This is a genomic window from Microcystis sp. M_QC_C_20170808_M3Col, assembly GCF_007095505.1.
Lineage (GTDB): Bacteria > Cyanobacteriota > Cyanobacteriia > Cyanobacteriales > Microcystaceae > Microcystis.
This window is the reverse complement of record NZ_SFBY01000312.1, coordinates 1-2,552: the sequence shown is the minus strand read 5'-3', so window position 1 is coordinate 2,552 and position 2,552 is coordinate 1. Positions and strand designations below refer to the sequence as shown.

The following is a 2,552-nucleotide window of genomic DNA, read 5'->3' as shown; positions in this document are numbered from 1 at the left end:
TGGACTCTGTGTAAGACAGTACATGGTTTTTTAACTGTGGTATGCGACGGTGGTGGAAGCAGAAACTTAAATCGTGAGGTTTAGGAATCGCCGCACTTTTAGGGCGGCGAGGATGTCAAGCTAGGCAGGTTGCCAACAATCCTCACGAGTCAGACGAATTTGGGCAAGGGCAAAAATAGTCGGGATAATCCGGCCGTAGTCAGTGGCGATCGCTTTCCAACCGAGATCAGCAATAAACCAACCCCATAGAGCCGGTCCTACCAAACTTAACACGGTTCTGACCGCTCCATAGCGGGCTGCCGCCCTAGTCATGCCCTGTTTAGCCGTTTGTAGGGCGATTTGATTAACAATTGCCCCACCCTGGACTACGGCCGTTTTTGCCCCTTGATAGCGGACAAAATGAAGAGCGAACTGCCCGGCGATATGTTTGAGCAGAATCGGTTTCAGGATAGAATTAATGGCGATGACGCTACTGCCTTTGAGGACTATATCGAGGGGATTGTGTTGTAGGTGAACCGGTAAGGGTTGGGGAGTGTGGGAATCCGCGAGCGCTTTTTGAATTTGAGTCGAGAGGGATTTTTGTTCCGATGGGGGGAGACGTTTCCAAGCTTTGTTAACGAGGTGAAGATAGATTTCCGCTTCAATTTCCGTTGTCGGCATTTTTTGGGAGTAGGGAACCTTGAGGAAATGACAGACACGGACTAGAATTTGACGATAACTAACTTTTTCGGTTTGACCTTTTAATACTGTCACACCATCGGCAGCCAGGTAACGAAAACGATCCTCGACACTATCTAACCAACTTTCCCAATCTTGACTTTGAACGGCGATTGCGTCCGGCGCTCGTAGATAATCGAGAGGGTTAAAACGACGGCAAAAGAGGATGTTAGTGATTTGCTGTAGTTCCTCCTCGGTGGCTAACTCCAAAGCTGTGCGTAGTTCGTCCAATGTGGTTTGTCCTCCTGGTCCCCAATAATCAACTTAGTTTCGCTAGTGCCGATTACTACTAATATTAACTCAAGGGTTTACAGGATTAGGAAGGCTAGTGACAAATTTTTCGATTAATGTTGGGATCGTTGGCGCGGGTTTAGCCGGGTTAACCTGCGCTCGTCAGTTGTGCGATCGAGGTTATACTGTTAAGCTATTTGATAAGTCTAGAGGTATTGGTGGTCGTTTAGCCACGCGACGGGTTAACCGAGCCAATCAAGAGATTGCTGTGGATCATGGCTTGCCTTTTTTGACTATTCAGGGCGAAAAAACGGCGGCTTTAATTGATAATCTCCTGAGAGAGAATATAGTTACTTCTTGGTTTGATTCTAGCTATGTTGCTCCTTCTGGCATCAATAGCGTGGCGAAATTTTTAGCTAAAGATTTAGAAATTGAACGAGATTTTCTGGTTACTCGTCTGGAAAATCGTCAAGAAAAATGGGTTTTAAACAATAACGGTCAAATTCGGGGAGAGTTTCCGGTAATTGTCTTGGCTATTCCCGCCCCGCAAGCAGCGTTATTGTTAGAAAACTCTCCCATAACTACTATGCCAGAATTGCGATCAATCGTTTACGATCCCTGTTTAACGGTAATGGTGGGTTATGGCGATTCTTTACCCGCAGTTGCTCCCTCCACCGATATCGCTTGGTTAGGACTTGATAGCAGTAAACGGCAATCATCCCCTGATTATGTCTTTGTTGTGCATAGTAGTGCCGATTTTGCGGTTAAATATCTCGATAGCGAGGATTTAGAAGCAGTTAAGCTAGATTTGCTCTCTCGTGCTTCTTTGCCTCTCCCCGATTGGTCTCAGCTGCACCGTTGGCGTTATGCTTTAGTCCGTCAGGGTTTAGCTGTACCCTGTTTAAGTGTTAATAGTCCTTTACCTCTAGTTGCCTGTGGTGATTGGTGTCAAGGGGGAGATTTATCGAGAAATTCTTCCCTAGAAACGGCCTTAACTTCTGGGATAGCGGCAGCTAATCAAGTTCAGCAGCTACTCTCTTAAGAATCTAGAGACAGGTTTAAATTCTTAGGTTAAGCCTAAGTTAACAAAAGTTTAAATATATAATAATGTAGATATCCTATACTGGGGGGTCGGTAACAATGGAAAAATTCAATTCTAAAGATAACTTTCTCTACCCTAAAACCAGCTACAGGGGTTTATTCACGCCACAAAATTTAGTTTTTAACGCTAATTTGCAGGAATTCGCCCTGAGAGTCTCTTTTATCGCTGGTTTACACACTGGGGGAAAGATTACCTCCACGGAAGCTTACGAGAAAATTAACCAGCTTTGGCAAGAGTTGAATGCCAGTCAAAAATTCCTACTAGCTAATCATTTTGAGGATCACGGAGATTGAGAGATGGGGGTTTTTCAGTGTTCAGTAAACAGTAAACAGTAATCAGTATCTAAAGTGGCACAGTAACAAAAGTGGGTAAAGTAGTTCTTAGTCATCGAAAATTTTGGGTCTGAAACCCCGTCGTTCTACGACGGCTTTACCGTTAAATACTAGCGCATTTACCAAATATATGCTAGAATGTGAGACATGGAAAAAGCCTATTCGTTTCG

At 44.4% G+C, this 2,552-nt stretch carries 3 protein-coding genes; 2 read left to right on the top strand and 1 reads right to left on the bottom strand.

Annotated features, from left to right (window positions below):
• Positions 1–120: 120 nt before the first annotated feature.
• Entirely contained in the window at positions 121–948 is an 828-nt protein-coding gene (locus EWV84_RS14315; protein WP_286825669.1) for a YaaW family protein, read from the bottom strand.
• A gap of 97 nt (positions 949–1,045) precedes the next feature.
• Between EWV84_RS14315 and EWV84_RS14310 the strand changes: the two genes are divergently transcribed.
• Both EWV84_RS14310 and EWV84_RS14305 read left to right on the top strand, forming a co-directional pair.
• On the top strand, positions 1,046–1,990 hold the full coding sequence (locus EWV84_RS14310) for an NAD(P)/FAD-dependent oxidoreductase (RefSeq protein ID WP_287078522.1): 945 nt from the start codon (positions 1,046–1,048) through the stop codon (positions 1,988–1,990).
• A 98-nt stretch (positions 1,991–2,088) separates the two neighbouring features.
• Positions 2,089–2,343, top strand: coding sequence for a DUF7219 family protein (locus EWV84_RS14305; RefSeq protein WP_286825667.1), 255 nt, complete (start codon positions 2,089–2,091; stop codon positions 2,341–2,343).
• Positions 2,344–2,552: the final 209 nt, after the last annotated feature.

Bases quoted from the DNA above. Each gene is read 5' to 3' on its own strand.
- EWV84_RS14305 (WP_286825667.1), top strand. From the start codon at position 2,089: ATGGAAAAATTCAATTCTAAAGATAACTTTCTCTACCCTAAAACCAGC.